This is a genomic window from Massilia sp. Bi118 (assembly GCF_918697865.1).
GTDB lineage: Bacteria > Pseudomonadota > Gammaproteobacteria > Burkholderiales > Burkholderiaceae_D > Telluria.
Map to the genome: position 1 here is coordinate 70,011 of NZ_CAKKMV010000018.1, position 15,059 is coordinate 85,069.

Here is a 15,059-nt window from a genome sequence, read left to right on the forward strand (position 1 = left end):
CTGAAGGCTATAGACGGAAACAGCAGTGGCGTATCGCTATCGGTGGCGATGTGCCGGTGGCGTGCAGGAAGACCAAAGGAGGGGCTGGCGTCGCGCCCCTGTCCTCTGGCCACAGTAGGGACAGCGCAAACCCGGTCGCGACGAAAGGCATCACCAAGGGATTCGCTGGCTTCTCGAGCGAGACGGTCTGTTTATGCGTGTCCGCGTAGCACAGCGCGGGACTTTGCTTGTCGGCCTCCACGCAATCCACCATCGCCTGGCCGGAACTGTCCAGCATCGGTGTGTTTTTGGCGGGACTCAGATTTGGACAAGCGTAAGCCGCCAGGGCCACCTGCATGAACAGGAGGCTCAACAGCGCGACAACGGCGCTCAGGAGGCGGATTCGGCGAGGATAGCGCATTGGTCGATAGCAGATTTACACATTATAAGAGTGCGATCCCGGTTGCGCTAGCAGTCTCTGATCCGTGCCCAAGCGACTCCACTGGAATCGCGCCTTCCGTCGACATTATCCCCATGATGTTAAATCGCAACCCGATCGTGATTGCTTCCAAATTCGGTAGGTACGTTGACTTCGAAACCGGCAAGCGTCCTCCCGGACTGATCAGTCAACCTGCCCACATCAAGCAAGAAATCGAAGGGCTGTTGAAGCGCCTGCTTACCACTGGATGGACGGCAACGAGCGTAATCGCTGCTGATCTGATTCCTGGCCGTAGCCGCAGCCGGTCAGCTATGAACGCTTTAGCAAAGGGTGCAAAGCATACAAGTCTACAACCTGCCGTGTCACCATCGAACGCCTAGTATGTGACATCATACGGCTGGCCTTTCGAGGAGCGTCCGCTCACGCTTCACCTTGATCCACGTCCATCATGTCCAGAACCCGCCCTGGCTTGATGTTTAAGGCCAAACTCAGCTTATAAATGGAAGTAAGCGTAGGCTGCTGCGCGCCTAGTTCAAGCAAAGAGATGTACTTTCTCTGTAGCCCTGCCTTGAAGCCAAGCTCTTCCTGAGTCAAGCCTGCTGCCAATCTCAATTTTCGCAGCACTTTTCCAAAAACTAGTGCAATGTTCTGTTCCACGCTCCCCCCTTTGATGGGAGGGAACAGTGGGATACCAGCTAAGCTTTGTCTTCCCACTATTGTGGGAATTTTTGGATAGCCTTATGATGTAAGCTTTTTAACATGATCGTCTCATCAGCCGGAAGACCCGTCCTCGCCATAATGATCAAAAACTTAGTGGAAGCGCACCCCAAAGTCTTCTGTGGGAAGTACCCTCAAGTGTCGCCTACCATTCCAGTTGGATGGCACAGGTTATTAGATGAGTTTTGTCTACTACTGGAAGCGATTTGCGATGAGTATGAACTCGCCAGCCTACAGTTTCACAGTATTCTTAATGAATCGAGTTGCCTCATCCTAAACTTTGATTTCGCTTGTGAGCTTAGCGAGAGAAAGGCCCAGACTATCGACGCTCGCGTCTTTGCTCTGAGAAATCGCAGTTTTTTTTCTTGTTCCGTCTGTGGCCATTTGGTCGAAAATATAACAAATCCTGCTCTTTGCAAAGAACACGAAAAATTAGCTAGCGCTTTTCCCACACCTCATCCACAAACAAACTCAAGGCTCGGGCCCTTTCCAAATTGAATTTTCAGTCATAATCTGAAAATCCCTAGTTTCTTCTCTTTACCGAGAACCTAAACCGTTAAATAAAACATAGGCATGTCATCTAATCATTTGATTTTCCTAGACACGGAGTTCACTAGCTTCGAATCGCCTGAACTGATCAGTCTTGGGCTGGCAGCTTCTACTGGAGAAGATTTTTACGCTGAAGTCCCTTTTTCAACTACTTCGGTTAGCCCATTCGTACACGAAGTAGTGATACCTCTTCTTAAACAAAATTCGGCGGATTACTGCAAATTTGATGAGCTACATGTTCGCATCCTAAATTGGCTGACTGTAGTACGGACGGGTGTTGAGATCGTGCTTTGTTTTGATTCGCAATATGACGAGATCTTGTTCCGAACTATCTTCGACGGATATCCTCCGCAATTCCTCCGCTTCCGCAATGTCGACAGGAACATCAATGAGTTCTTACGACACGAATTTCATGTAAAAAATATGCTTCCGGAACATCATGCGTTAAATGATGCCATGGCAATGCGCTATGCTTTTCGAGAGTCATTGCATAGACCAACCAGCCCCTAGCCTTCTATAATAGCTTGGCGATGTATTTCAACTAGTTGCCAGCTTCGCCCGACATATAACCGCTAGACATATGGAGCGAAAACTTACGACATCACGGTGATTTTTCCAAATCAAATGAACAGGGATGACATCTTAACTGATCTTACCCAGTCGCACTTTGAGAGAGCATCTAAGCCTTCGATTGAATTTGCGCGAGCAGCTTCTATTTCTCACATCGAAATTTCACCAACAAAGCAAAATGTGACCCAGTTGAATTCCCGGAAATTAGCAACGCTTGTCTTTGTGAATAATTCGTTAATTTTGCTTCGCCATGCGAATTTTCCACTATTGCTCTGTCGGCAACAAATGCGCCACCTTGCCTTGTTGTGCAATTGCTTTGCGCATTCGTGATGCAGCAGCACGCTCCCGAGCCGCCTCTTCCTCAGCCTTGACGCGGGCTTGAAAATGCGCCATGGCTTCCGCCTGATATTTTTTCACTTGAGCCGCCAGTTCCGCCTTATCCGCTCGCAGCCTTTGGATAAGCTCAGTATGCGTCGTCGGCAAAGTATTCCTTCCGCCCTTGATCTGCTTTATCAATTCCCTTACCCGTGGGTACCGACAACCCGTCTCAACCGCAATAAGAGTACGTGCTCGACCAGCCTCCAGCGCTACAGTGCTCACATTAACTTTAAGGACGCCTTTCGTTTTCTGCTCCTTCAACTTCTTGTGTTTCGGCTCACCGTCTTGAAGACGCTTGATTGCATCGAGAAAATCCTGCTCAATAGGATCAATCGCAGGTGCTTTGGCTTTAAGCTGAGGCATACGTTTCTTCCACTGTTTTTGCTACGCGCACATCCAACTCTTCTAGGTCCACATCAAATTTTCGAAGAATGCTTCCAGCTTGGTTTGCACGAAACTGAATAACTCGGAAATCGACCAAACTCACCCCGGCAGCTTCGTTTAATTTTATGGAAACCCAATTGTTTACGTAGCGATCCACCCAGAATGGCTCATGGCTCTTATCCATGATCGCGCATGCACAGCCTGCGCAAAGGCTCGGCTCACGTGTTGCGGTATTCGGCTCTTTTCGGACCCAAACAGGCGTTTGCACTGTGTCATGACAGCGCATTTCGCTTGTGCGAGTTGGGCAGCAAGTTGCGTGAGGCGAGAAGTACATTTGCAACTGACTTGCGTCTGCCCATTCCACCACATGTTGCCACTTCTCAGATGTCGGAAGATTAGCGATCGCTTCACGCAATATTGTTGTCGCAGCCTCCAACTGTTCCCCCATCCTCCCCGCGAATGCAGACCTTCCAATCACCATTTCAAAAATTATGCTGTTACGCTTCTGACGGGAAACAGAATTAAGCGACTCGACTAGGAGCGGGTTCTTGCCAATATACCCCCCTTCCGTCATAGCCAAGCTGAGGTGGTGGAACTGCATCTGGATTGCCGGCAGCAAGCGCGAGTCGCATGCCAAGGTATAGTTTGCCCAGGTTTTGCGAAGCATGTGGGATCTAAAAATCATTCCTTTACTCTCGCGCCATTGGATCAAGTCGTTATCTTCAGATTTGTGTAGACTCTCATCCGGCAGCCCCGACAGATCAACCCAGTTAGAAATGAAACGCTTCATTGCCACGTGCATTTTACCCGCATGCATTGCGCCAAGCTTATTCACTTTTGTTTGGAGGGTTTCACCGCTTTTCGATGCCAAAATGAGTCTATCCGTTTTAGCGTTAGCTCTCCAAGGCTCGTAAATCCTGTTTAGAATTACAAGAGCACGTATCGCGTGAGGTAGTTCGTGCGTCCCCTTAGGGCGCATGCCTAAAACCCAGTCCACCTCCCGTGGCAAACCGGCTTCCGTCTTAGACAGTACAGTGCGAATTACAAACCATTCATACAACCCAGTACTACTCTCATCGATACGCACCCCCGTCGGCAACCCTGTTACGTCATCAAAGCCAGCTTGAATTCCGAGTAACTCTGACATTCGCATTCCTGACATAGCTTGAATGGTGATTGCGCACGCGTCGCGAACAGCTTCGAACAATTTGCGCAGCTTGATTTGCGCATCACTCGATTTACCAGTTTCTCCCGTTGTCTTAACGTCGAGCGGCCGGTGCCACGGTTCAGAATCCTCTTCTAAAGTAGAGAACCGAAAGTTAGCCATAAATACGCTCGCCCTGCGACGCCGAGCCTGTTCGCCCTTACCGCCAAGTTGAGTCCTCGTGCCACCTCTACCATTATCAACGATCACAATACCTCCCTCGTCCGGATCGCGTACAACGTCGAGTAGGCGAATAACGTCTTCGGCAGGCTTTCCCAGGAACCACGTTGTCTTGTTTAAGAGCGGAATTGCCACCTCATCGGGTAGCGGTTTTATCCAACCCATAGCCTCAGTTGCTATTTCCCGAGCAATTTTCGCAGCGCCGTGCCCAAGGAACGGGTGACTAGATAGCGATCGAATACCCATCCTTGTCAAAGCTACTCGCTCGTTCCAGAGATCGTACAACGGCTGCAACGCGACCCTAACTGTAGACTCGCCAAATACCTCGCTGTCCAAGACTTCTGAAATGAAGCTCGGCAAGTCATTCAAGTAATGATCGCAAACAGCGCTTGTCAATTCGGATGGGTCGTTGTATCCCTCCTTAACCATCCAAGAAATAAGCCACTTGAGCGATGACTGAATCGTTCCCAAAGTACCAGGAGCTGGTGGACCGCCTGTCGCGGGCACTTTTAGTCGAACCAACACAAGTACTTTGGCCCAGTGAAGCCGCTTACTGTGCTGAGGCTCAGTCAGCCGCGAATCGTCATGCAGCTTCATGCTCCAGTTGATCGTGCTTGTGGACTTACCGACCCCCGGCGTAGGATTGTATTCAAACCACTTATTGTCCTCGAACAGACTGTATTTTGTGACCTGCAACTTACACAACTCGGCATAAGTCAGCTCATGCAGTTTGGTCGGCGCACAAACATTCTTAGTCGGTTGAGACGAATTGATTTTTAACGTCATACTAACCAACCAAAGGTAAAGCAATACGAATTTTTTTAGACTCTTCCAAAACTTCGTTAGAGACCAAAGCTAACAACGCACGTAGATCCGCCAAGATAGGAGCCCATCGCTCCAACCAAGTTTTTGCGCTCATTTTAGGTTGACTCTTAAAGATCGCCTGCTCTAAGGCTGAGTAATACGCCACGCTTGTGGGATCGTAAGGACGTGCACCGCCTAATGGGCAGCCAGGACACGCACCATAATCTGCGCACAATTTACCGGGTTGTTGGTTTGGCCGAGGAGAATCGAATGGATCAAGGCAAATGAAACCGGGAGTGGCAGCTCCCTTATCTTGGGCGCGCTCCAAACTCCGGGGATCGATGTCGCCACCACTAGTTATCCAACGTTCACGAAGCAGGATCACTTGTCCGATTCTCTCCCGATAGCGATTACGTACACCTGAACTCGTATAGTGTGTCCAAGTCGTTATCGGATTGCGATGGTTTCCAACCTTCTGCGCCGCTTCCAATCCACCATCAATCATCTGGACCATGTCAATGATAGTAGGCCGCAACTGCCCGAGCGAGAAGTATGGGAGTTGGTTCTCGTTAATAAATCGTCTTAAATTATATCGCCAAGTAATATCGGCCGACGCGACGTCATTCCCGCCTCTGTACGAACCGAAGCTACATGGAGCTTTGCCTCGCACCTCCGGAACATAAACAAACAGTCTGTCGGCGTGCTCCTTATTTACCGTAGGCCTGATGCGCGCGCATATCTCATTGAGACAATCAAGCAAACGATGAAGACTTAGCGATTGAGAAACGCTACCCGCTGGATCGAGGAGTCGCACCAAGTCGCTTGAAGCTCGCCCCTTGACACCCACAATTTCGACCGCCGGCGTGCCAGCTCGGTCTCTGTCGCGGTTTATGCATGACCATTCTAACGTCAAGACCGTGTCCGGATTAAAGACGGTGCAGATCGTCAAAAGAATAACAAACGGCACCAAATCGCGTGGAGTCGGCTGAAAGAAACCCGATACTTTTCTTTGCGTGTGAATATGTACAATTGCATTAGCCAACCTTTTATTTTCCCTAGCAATCGAGCCTAAGTCAGGAACAACATTTGGAAACATGGCATCGATTTCAGCCAAGCAGACGGCAAGGTCAGCGTAGTCGTTCATGTTATGTTGTAGTTGCCGACTAGGCGACTCTAAACCTTCGCGCCCCTCAACGATCAAACGCCTGCCTCTATCCCATCGTGCTTGTATTTCAAGCACCTCTTTCTCCGCACTGTGCATGATTTGCAAAAGCGAGTGCAAGGAGAGAACTTCAGTCGGTTGAAGTGTCTTCCTGACTCCGACGACGCCGAACGGTACACGTTCTGCTATGCGTCGGGCTTCTGCAACCCACTGGCCGGTTTCTACAGCTTCGAGAAAGATTCGCACCACACCTAGTGTTTTCCCTACGGTTTTCGGGTGTAGTGGCTTTCCAGATGAGGGATGCAACAACCACTCTCTAAATCCGACGAGCACCTCATCACCAATATCACTTGGGTGAATATGTGCCAGCTTCGAATCACGTAGAAAGGCAAAAAACCCGCGCCTGATGGTCCTGAACATGTCGGAGCGTGAACTCGGCGCCCGTGTGGCCCCGGCCGTAAGAAAAGCATCCTGAAACATCGGTTTCAGGTTAGGAAAATCAAGCAAGAAACTTATGTCGTTCCTATTTGGTATTTCACCCCTCGCACTGGGGAATATTGCAATCAGAGAAATTTTCCCTGTTTTCGGATTAACATCATTCTTAACACGAGCTTGAATGAATGGGTTGCGATTTTCGCCTCCCTTAGCCCTAGAAAGGGTTTGAGCAACTACACTTGCCGCGGCAGACAGCTTTCTATTGGATGCATTGAGAGATTTAGATGAGGTCAAAGTTTGTCGTCCTTTCATAGGCCGATCAGCCTACGCACATTTAGAAGTCCAGGGCGATCAGTAAAAATCTCGACATGAGCCAAATAGGTGTCAATTGTTGTGCTTAAATGGGAGTGACCAAGCTGGGCCTGAATCTTCTTCCAAGGCTCCGGGTTCCCGCTCGCCACTTCGGCGTGATACATTAAGACAGCGCAAGTATGTCTGAGGTCGTGATAACTGTGCTTCGGCACCTTGTCGTGGAACACTTCTCCGGTCTCGGGGTTAACCTTTTCCACTGTCTCCACAAAGCCGAGCGAAATGCACGCTTCACGCATCATTTTCTGAATAGCGTCATTAGAAATCGGCTGTCCGCGCCTAGGGGACTCAAGACGTCCAAGCAGTAATTGAATCGGCGCACTGCGCGGTCGTCCTTTCCATGCACGCAAGGCTTCGGCACGCTCACCATTAATATATTCAATCGCATCGACGACTAGCCAAGTAGGAATCGCCACTTGCCTGGTCTTGCTGCCTTTTCCGCAGACGATAAGTTTAAGATCCGCATAGGGTGAACTCAAGTCAGGACTTAAACTGAGAAATTGCAAGGTAGTAAGCGATATGACTTCAGATAAGCGAAGTCCAACTACCCACCCTAGATCGCAGATAAGTCTATCTCGTGCTGCTCGCCTATCGGCCTGACGATTTGCAGCCTGCGGTCCCACATGATTGAGGAGGTTGGTCAGATCACGCACCATCAACGGGTGAATGACCACATTGGGACGCGTTTTAGGTAAATCACGATCTTTCGCTCTCGGCAGACTCACTGATCGGGTATGCGCAAAGGCATCACGATCGATTTCAATATTTGCTACGACTTCCTCAACGTAGCCATCAATGTCCCCTGCATACCACCCTTTGCGTCGCGCAAACGCATAGAAGCTTCTGACAACCGACATTGAATCTGAAACGCCTTGGGCGCGATAGTGTCTACCAGTGCGCGGAGAAATACTGGAAAGGTAGGCGTCGCGATACGATCGACGATCCTCCGCACTGGCGTCGAGCCAATGCTTTCCCATGGCCTGGAGAAATTGAAACCAACTCTTCAAGGAGTAGGCAGCTTTGGACCACGTATGAACGCTTGGGGTGCTTCCGGCCGAAACATACCGATCCCATAGAAAGCGCGTCGGCTCCTCAAAAAGGGTGGCTTTCCCTGCAGATTCCAGAAAGAGCGCTGGCTGGCCCGCTTTGAGTTCTGCATGACTTCCATCATGCGTCATTAAGACTATTTCATTGTCCAAAAATGTGTTCATGCGCCAAATCCGATAGTAGCACAAGCATAAACACAATCATTCCATAGAGCAATAGCTCAGCCCAGTAGTTTTTTATGCCGAGCGGAATGGATGAACAAATCTAATTGTCGAGAAATAGTATGGGAATCAAAAAATTTAGCCGTCCTCGCCCCATGAAACCCGTCAGTCTCACCTGCTCTTTTCAAGTCGACATTTCATGCTCGCAGCCCCGGTAGGGGTTCAGTGAGACATGGAAGGGGATGTCCGGCGAAGCATTGCGCGTCAGGATGGTCTTGGCGAACTCATCCGTAACGATGGTCTTCGGCGGCGCCGCTTCATCGGTCTTCAGTCCCGGGACCGTCCAGCCGTCGTCGAAACGCTCACGGCCGTGGACTTCGTAACGGCCCTGGAGGTTGGACACGGCGCCACGGCCCTTGTGCGGCGTCAGCGGCCGCGGGGGGATCATGACCTGCCCTTGCAATTCCACGTCTTCAGCCCAAGCTTGTTGGCGATTCACTATGGCGCTCCCGAGTACTGTATGGATATACAGTATCGTACACCCGCTTTACTGGAGGTTCAAGCGCGAAATCGCTGGGATTGTTGTTCCACAAAGCCGGCGAAGCCAGCAAACAACGGTGCGTAGTGTTCAGGCCGGTTTTCGAGTTGCGAAAGTGCATAGGCGGCCGCTTCCAGCGACGATAGCTGGTCCGGGGCATGGGCCTTGCGAATCCGATAAGCCGAGGGTGGCAAGTCCTGCAGGGCCAGGCGCGGCAGGGCTTGCAGTGAGGAATTCAGGTAGAGCATCTTGCGGCTCTTGCGCCAGGTCGCATCGAGCAGAACCAGGCGCAGCCTGCCGGGCGCGGCCAGCAGCGAGGGATCGAGCATGGGCGGCGCCGGCAGGCCCAGCTCGGCCTCGCCCGCCGTCCGCGGATACAGCAGCAGCGGCGTGCGCCCGTCCGCATGGAGGGCCGTCTCCAGCTCCACGGCAGGGAAAGCCTCGCCGACCAGCAACCGGCTCGAAGGCAGGCACAGATGCAGCAGCCGGGCGCTGTTCTTGGCGTTGTGCACCTCGAGCGGGTGCTGCAGGACCAGCAGCTCGACCTGGCTGTCCAGCGGGGTCACGAAGCGGCAGATGCAGGCGCTCTGCGCGCGCAGGCAGGCGGCGCAGGTGGCGCGGCGGGATTCGGTCGTCGTCATGGGCCGCGATTGTACCCGCGCCCCTCGTGCAAGCAGTTCAGTAGCTGCCGCCCACGCGCTCCCCGCGCGGCGGCATATTGTCCGGCACAGGTACCGGCGGATCGTCCTTGCGCAGCGGCTTGAGGGCGCCGGCCCACTGCACCACCTGGTCGAGCATGGCCTCGACCGAACGCTCGTGGTGCTCGGCCGGATTGAAGGTCGTGAAATTCTCGAAGTCGGTGAACAGCGACAGCATGACCTGGGCGCGCACGTCGGCCACCATCAGCTCACCCATCACCAGGCGCAGGTTCTCGATCGCCCGCGAGCCGCCGGCGCTGCCGTAGCCGACGAAACCGGCCGCCTTGTTGTTCCACTCCTTGTACAGGTAATCGATGGCGTTCTTCAGCGCGCCCGAGGTGGCGTGGTTGTATTCGGGCGTGACGAAGACGAAGCCGTCGAACTGGGCGATCCTGGCCGCCCAGGCTTTTGTGTGCGGCCGCGAGTACTGGCCCATCGAGGGCGGCACCGGCTCGTCCAGCAGCGGCAGCTGGAAGTCCTGGATGTCGACCAGTTCGAAAGCGGCGTCGCCGCGCGTGCCCGCGCACTCCATCACCCAGCGCGCCACGTCCAGCGCCTTGCGTCCGGGGCGGGTGCTGCCCACGATGATTGCGATGTTGATCATGCCTGTCTCCTTTGTCTGCAAAATGGTGAAAACCGTTTATCACCGATCCACACATGGTAGGCCCGTCAATCAGTCCCCCGGACTGATTGACCCCACCCTACTCCAGCCTCCACCCAGCGCCCGATACAAGTCCACATGCGCCGCCAGCCAGCTCGCCCGCAACTGCAGCACGCTGGTCTCGGCACTGAAAGCATTGCGCTGCGCATCCAGCTCTTCCAGATAGGACGAATAGCCGTTGCGGTAGCGGTTGTGGGCGATGCGCAGCACCTCGGCGGTGGCGACGCGGCGCGCCTCGGCCTGTTCCAGCTGTTCGCGCAGGCGCTGCACGGCCGACAAGCCGTTCTCGGTCTCGGCGAAGGCGTTGCGCACCACGGACTCGTAGGCGAACACGGCGCGGTCGCGCAGCGACGCCGAGATCTCGGCCTGGGCGCGCAGGCGGCCGGCGTCGAAGATCGGCGCCAGCACGCTGCCGCCCACGCTCCACAGCATGGTGCCGGAGCCCAGCAGGTCCGGCAGGTTATGCGCATAGCCGCCCACCGATGCCGTCAGCCGCAGCGAAGGCAGCATCTGGTCGCGCGCGGCGGCCAGGCTGGCGTCCGCGGCGGCGATGGTTCGTTCGGCCTGGGCGATGTCGGGGCGGCGGCGCAACAGTTCGGACGGCAGGCCGGGGGCGATGCCGGGCGGGCGCAGCGCCGTCAATTCGGCGCCGCGCGCCACCGGGCCGGGACTGGCGCCCACCAGCAGGTTCAAGGCATTCTCCTGCTGGGTGATGGCACGCTCCAGCTGGGGCACGACGGCCGCCGTGTTGCGGTACTCGGCCTCTGCCTGCGACAGTTCCAGGCGCGAGCTGTAACCGACCTCGAACTGCCGCCGCGCCAGCGCCAGCGACTGCTCGCGCGATTGCAGGGTCTGGCGGGCCAGCGCCAGCTGGGCGTCCAGTCCGCGCAGGTTCAGGTAGCCGGACGCGGTGCTGGCGGCCACCGACAAGGCCACCGCATCCGCCGCCGCCTGCTGGGCCGCATAGTCGAAGCGCGCCGCCTCGGTGGCCGACGCCAGGCGCCCCCAGGGGTCGAACTCGTAGGCCGCCTGCACGTTGCCGGTGATCGCCGTCGATTCGACCGGTGTGCCCAGCGGCCCGATGGCGCGCGCCCTTGTCGGCCCCGCACTCACCGACACGCTGGGCGCCGAGGCCGAGCGGGCCACGCGGATGCGCGCCTGGTATTCCTGCAGCCGCGCGCGCGCCGTGCGCAGGTCGCCGTTGTGCGCCAGCGCCTGCGCCACCAGGCTGTCCAGCACCGGATCGCCGAAGGCCCGCCACCACGCCTGCTCGACGGCGGCGTTGGACCCGACCTGCAGCGGCGCGCGCCAGCTGGCCGGCACCTCGAGCGTGGAGCTTGGGCGCTCCTGCACCGGGATGCGGCAGCCGGACAGCAACAGCACAGCCGCACCCGCCATAAGGGTCAGACGCGGCGGCAAACGAAACGCCCTGTTCATCGCTGCTGCCCTTTCGGCGCGGCGGCCGGCGCTCCGGTATCGATGCTGGCCACCACCGACATGCCCGGCCGCAGGCGCGCGGACAGTTCCTGGTTCGGGTCAATGCTGATGCGCACCGGGATGCGCTGGGCGATCTTGACGAAGTTGCCGGTCGCGTTGTCCGGCGTGATCACCGAGAACTCGGAGCCCGTGGCCGGGGCGATCTGCTCGACGTGGCCGCGCATCTTCGCGTGGTTCAGGGCGTCGACGGTGAAGGTAACGGGCTGGCCGAGTCTCACCCCGGCCATCTGCGTCTCCTTCATGTTCGCCACCACCCACATGGCCTGCGGCACCAGCGCGGTCAGCTGGGCGCCGGCATTGACGAAGGCGCCCAGGCGCACAGTCACCTGCCCCAGCTGGCCGTCGCGCGGCGCATTGATACGCGTGTTCGCAAGGTCGATTTCCGCCAGCTTCACCGCTGCTTCGGCATTCGAAACAGCCGCTTCCAGCGAGGCGCGGTTGACGTCCACGGTGCGCAGGTTCTGGCGCGAGATCTCCAGCGCGGCGCGCGACTGCGCGATCTGCGCCACCGCCTGCGCATGCGCGGCGCGCGCGGCATCCCGTTCGCGCGCGGACAGCGAACCGTCGGCCGCCAGCTCCTCGACCCGGCGCAGGTCGGCCTGGGCGCGCTGGGCCTGGGCGCCGGCGTTCGCCACCGCCGCCTGGTTCTGGGCGATGGTGGCGGCCGCGCTCTTCTGGCTCTGGGCGAAGTTGGCGAGCGCCGCGCGCTGGGCCGCCAGCTGGGCGCGCGCCTGCGCCAGGCGCTGCTGGTAGATGCGGTCGTCGATGCGCATCAGCAGCTGGCCCTGTTTCACGTTCTGGAAATCCTGGACGTCGACTTCGACCACGTAGCCGGACAGCTGCGGACTGATGATGGTGACCTGCCCGCGCACGGTCGCGTTCTCGGTACTCTCGACCGTGCTGCGGAAGGGCGGCAGGTCCCAGGCATACAGCACGATCAGGACACCGATCAGCGCGATGAGCGCGAACAGGGCGCCGCTGACGATGACGTGGCGGTTCGACTTTTTCTGGGCGGGGGTGCTGGTGGTCTCGGCCATGGTGATGTCGTTTCAAAAGATCATGTTGGGCGGGTCGTCCCGTCGACGGTCGGCTCGGGCGCTTCCCCGGCGGCGTTGGCGATCGGCGAATCGGTGACGGTTTCCGGCGCCGGCACCGCGGCGGTCGGTGCGGTGGGCGGCGGCGCGGCGGGCGGCAGCGGGGCCACGTATTTGAGCCACAGCGCGCGTCCGAAAATCCAGGCGGCCAGCGCGGTGGCGAGGACGGCAATCGCCAGGAACACGTCGTTGTAGGCGAGGATGTTGGCTTCGCGGGTGGCGGTCTGGCTCAGTATCGAGATGCCCTGGCGCGTGCGCGAGGACGGATCGGCCAGCACCCGCCCATACGCCGCCCCGCCCTGCTGGATGCGGGCCGCCACCAGCGGATCGAGGCTGCTGAGCTGGTCGGCCAGGTTCGAGGAGTGGAATTTTTCGCGCATCACCTGCCAGGTGCCCAGCAGCGCGGAGCCGAGCAGGCCGCCCAGGTTCTGGGTCAGGCCGAACAGCACCGAGAAGGTGATCAGGTTGGCCGGGTTGGTGATCACGGTGCCCAGCAGCGTCAATAGCAGCGGGCCGAGGAAGAACACGCCGCCGAAGGCCAGCAGGCCCTGGCTGACGTACATCTCTTCGGGGCGCGTCAGGCTGGTGGCGTGCGAATCGATCCAGGCCCCCAGCGCCATGATCAGCAAGGCGATCACCTGCGGCGCCATCAGGTGCGGCGGATTGAAGGTCAATGCCGACATGACGATGCCGAGGATGGTCGCCAGCAGCACCACCAGGAACAGGGTCTGCAGCTGGTCGTTGTTCAGTCCCACCATGCGCAGGAAGCCGACCGCGCCCACGCTCTGCTCGGACAGCACCACGCGCACCAGGATCATGGCGATGAACAGGCGCGCGATCATGCCGTTGGTGAGCCAGCGCAGGTTCAGCAGCGGGTTCTTGCGATTGTGCTCGACCGCGACCGCCGCCAGGATCAGGACGATGGACACCGCCAGCGCCACGCCGATCCAGGGCGCCTGGGTCCACCACAGCACGCGGCCGAAGCTCAGGGCCGCGCACAGCAGCGCCATGCCGGGCGCGAACAGGGCGAAGGTGACGAAGTCGGTCGGGCGGAAGGCTTTGAAGCGGTCGCCGGGCGGCAGCTTGAGCCACAGCACGGCGCCCAGCGTGACCAGGGTCAGGCCCAGCTCGAACACATAGAGCCCGCGCCATTCGGCCAGTTGCAGCAGGCGGGTCGAGAACAGATAGGCGATCGGCTGCGCCAGCTGCGAGACGCCGGTCGAGATGATGATCCCGCGCGGCCGCCAGGCCTTGGTGAAGGATTGCAGCGTGTAGTACAGCCCCAGCGTGGACAGCGCCGCGCCGACCATGCCGTGCGCCGCGCGCACCGCGATCGCCGAGCCGAGGTCGTTGACGAACAGGTGGGCGAAGGTCACCAGCGCGTACAGCACCAGGAAGAACTCGGTGAAGGCGCGCAGCCCGAACTGCTGGCGGAACTTCACCAGCAGCAGGTTCATCGAGATATTGGTCATCACGTAGGCGGTCGGCAGCCAGGTGGTCTCCGCCGCGAAGGCGCCGAGCGTGCCCTGCAAATTGACCAGGTTGACCGTCACCAGCGCATTGCCGAGGCCACCCGTGATGGTGACCAGGGTCCCGACCAGGAAGAAGGCGATGCGGCGCGGCGTCGAGTGGGCGGGAAAGGAGGGGCCGCCGGGCATGGTGGGGCGCTCGTCGGGGTGCCATTCGCGCGGGGCGTACTTGTCGCTCATGCGTTCTCCAGCACCTGCTGCAGCTGCTCCAGCACGCCGACCGCCAGCGCGACCTCGCCCGGGTCCAGGCGCGCCAGCGCTTCGCGCCGCAAGGCGTCGGCCTGCACCCTCACCTTTTCCTCGAGCTCGCGACCCTCCGGCGTCAGCACCACCAGCTTGACGCGGCGGTCCCGCTGGCTGGGGATCCGTTCGATCAGTTTTGCCGCGGCCAGGCGGTCGATGGTGGCGACCAGGGTCGCGCCGTCCACACCCAGCTGCTGGGCCAGCGCGGTCTGCGAGGGCGGATGCGCATCCTCGGCGCCGGCGCGTTGCATTTCCGCCAGCGCGGCGATGGCGCTCCAGCTGGCCGCGGTCAGGCCGCAAGGCTTGAGCTGGCGCTCGAGCGCCTTCTGCCACGCGCGCCCGCCGGCCTGCAGAGCCTGCGTGAATCGTTCACTGAGGTGCTCGCTCAGCCGTTCCTCGAGAGTAACCATAGGCCACCTAA

11 protein-coding genes and 1 pseudogene are annotated in these 15,059 nt (G+C 57.9%); all 12 read right to left on the reverse strand.

Annotated elements, in window-relative coordinates:
* Positions 1–838: 838 nt before the first annotated feature.
* Complete coding sequence (locus LQV39_RS22555) at positions 839–1,075, reverse strand: helix-turn-helix domain-containing protein (RefSeq protein WP_230029425.1); 237 nt, start codon at positions 1,073–1,075, stop codon at positions 839–841.
* Between the two features lie 1,443 nt (positions 1,076–2,518).
* On the reverse strand, positions 2,519–2,995 hold the full coding sequence (locus LQV39_RS22565) for a hypothetical protein (RefSeq protein ID WP_230029427.1): 477 nt from the start codon (positions 2,993–2,995) through the stop codon (positions 2,519–2,521).
* On the reverse strand, positions 2,982–5,186 hold the full coding sequence (locus LQV39_RS22570) for an integrase (RefSeq protein ID WP_230029428.1): 2,205 nt from the start codon (positions 5,184–5,186) through the stop codon (positions 2,982–2,984). Before LQV39_RS22570 ends, LQV39_RS22565 begins: the two co-directional genes overlap by 14 nt.
* A gap of 1 nt (position 5,187) precedes the next feature.
* Complete coding sequence (locus tag LQV39_RS22575) at positions 5,188–7,113, reverse strand: hypothetical protein (RefSeq protein WP_230029429.1); 1,926 nt, start codon at positions 7,111–7,113, stop codon at positions 5,188–5,190.
* Entirely contained in the window at positions 7,110–8,381 is a 1,272-nt protein-coding gene (locus LQV39_RS22580; protein WP_230029430.1) for a tyrosine-type recombinase/integrase, read from the reverse strand. The genes LQV39_RS22575 and LQV39_RS22580 overlap by 4 nt, the downstream gene beginning before the upstream one ends.
* A 196-nt stretch (positions 8,382–8,577) precedes the next feature.
* Positions 8,578–8,826, reverse strand: a pseudogene (locus LQV39_RS22585) (radical SAM protein); the annotation flags it as partial.
* Between the two features lie 110 nt (positions 8,827–8,936).
* A complete protein-coding gene (locus LQV39_RS22590) occupies positions 8,937–9,557 on the reverse strand; it encodes a tRNA-uridine aminocarboxypropyltransferase (protein ID WP_230029431.1) in 621 nt (206 codons plus the stop codon).
* A 37-nt stretch (positions 9,558–9,594) separates the two neighbouring features.
* On the reverse strand, positions 9,595–10,218 hold the full coding sequence (locus tag LQV39_RS22595; RefSeq protein WP_230029432.1) for an NADPH-dependent FMN reductase: 624 nt from the start codon (positions 10,216–10,218) through the stop codon (positions 9,595–9,597).
* A 69-nt stretch (positions 10,219–10,287) separates the two neighbouring features.
* The gene (locus tag LQV39_RS22600; protein ID WP_230029433.1) at positions 10,288–11,673 is read right to left on the reverse strand and encodes an efflux transporter outer membrane subunit; all 1,386 of its coding nucleotides are present in this window, start codon (positions 11,671–11,673) and stop codon (positions 10,288–10,290) included.
* A 35-nt stretch (positions 11,674–11,708) separates the two neighbouring features.
* Positions 11,709–12,809: an HlyD family secretion protein gene (locus LQV39_RS22605; RefSeq protein ID WP_230029434.1), complete on the reverse strand. Its 1,101-nt coding sequence runs from the start codon at positions 12,807–12,809 to the stop codon at positions 11,709–11,711.
* 20 nt (positions 12,810–12,829) lie between these two features.
* Positions 12,830–14,575, reverse strand: coding sequence for an MFS transporter (locus LQV39_RS22610; protein WP_230029435.1), 1,746 nt, complete (start codon positions 14,573–14,575; stop codon positions 12,830–12,832).
* The gene (locus tag LQV39_RS22615; protein ID WP_230029436.1) at positions 14,572–15,048 is read right to left on the reverse strand and encodes a MarR family winged helix-turn-helix transcriptional regulator; all 477 of its coding nucleotides are present in this window, start codon (positions 15,046–15,048) and stop codon (positions 14,572–14,574) included. The genes LQV39_RS22610 and LQV39_RS22615 overlap by 4 nt, the downstream gene beginning before the upstream one ends.
* Positions 15,049–15,059 lie beyond the last annotated feature (11 nt).